Source organism: Salinarimonas sp. NSM (assembly GCF_052380005.1).
Classification (GTDB): Bacteria; Pseudomonadota; Alphaproteobacteria; order Rhizobiales; family Beijerinckiaceae; genus Salinarimonas.
Genome location: NZ_JBQTCJ010000130.1, coordinates 1 through 637, shown reverse-complemented (window position 1 = coordinate 637; position 637 = coordinate 1). Strand labels below are relative to the sequence as shown.

Here is a 637-nt window from a genome sequence, read left to right as displayed (position 1 = left end):
GAGTAGGGGAAGACGTGGAGATGGGTGAGCCCGCATTCGGCGACGAGGTCGAGGGAGCGGGAGAACATCGCCTCGGTCTCCGTGGGGAAGCCGGCGATCAGGTCCGCGCCGAGCGCGATCTCCGGGCGCAGCGTGCGCAGCCGCCCGCACAGGCGAATCACGTCGGCGCGGGAATGACGGCGCTTCATCCGCTTGAGGACGAGGTCGTCCCCCGCCTGGAGCGAGAGGTGGAGATGCGGCATCAGCCGCGGCTCGGTCGCGATGGCCTCGAGGAGATCGTCATCCACCTCGACGGAATCGAGGGAGGAGAGGCGCAGCCGTGAAAGGTCGGGGACGCCGGCGAGCAGCGCCTTCACGAGCGTGCCGAGGCGCGGCCCCCCTTCGAGATCGCCGCCCCAGCTGGTGAGGTCGACGCCGGTGAGGACGACCTCGCGGGCGCCGGCCGCGGCCTGCGCCCGCACGGTCTCGACGACGGTCGCGGCGGGAACGGAACGGGAGTTCCCGCGGCCGAAGGGAATGACGCAGAACGTGCAGCGGTGGTCGCACCCGGTCTGGACCTGGACGAAGGCGCGGGTGCGCCCGCGCGGCGGCGCGGCGTCCGGGTCGGGGGCGGCGCGGGCCGCCATCACGTCGGAGA

Annotated in this window: 1 protein-coding gene; it reads right to left on the bottom strand. The window is 73.0% G+C overall.

Translation table 11 applies throughout. From position 1 onward, the window contains the following. Positions 1-637: radical SAM protein (locus ACTZWW_RS22660; protein ID WP_444783225.1), on the bottom strand; the 637-nt coding region annotated here is incomplete at both ends.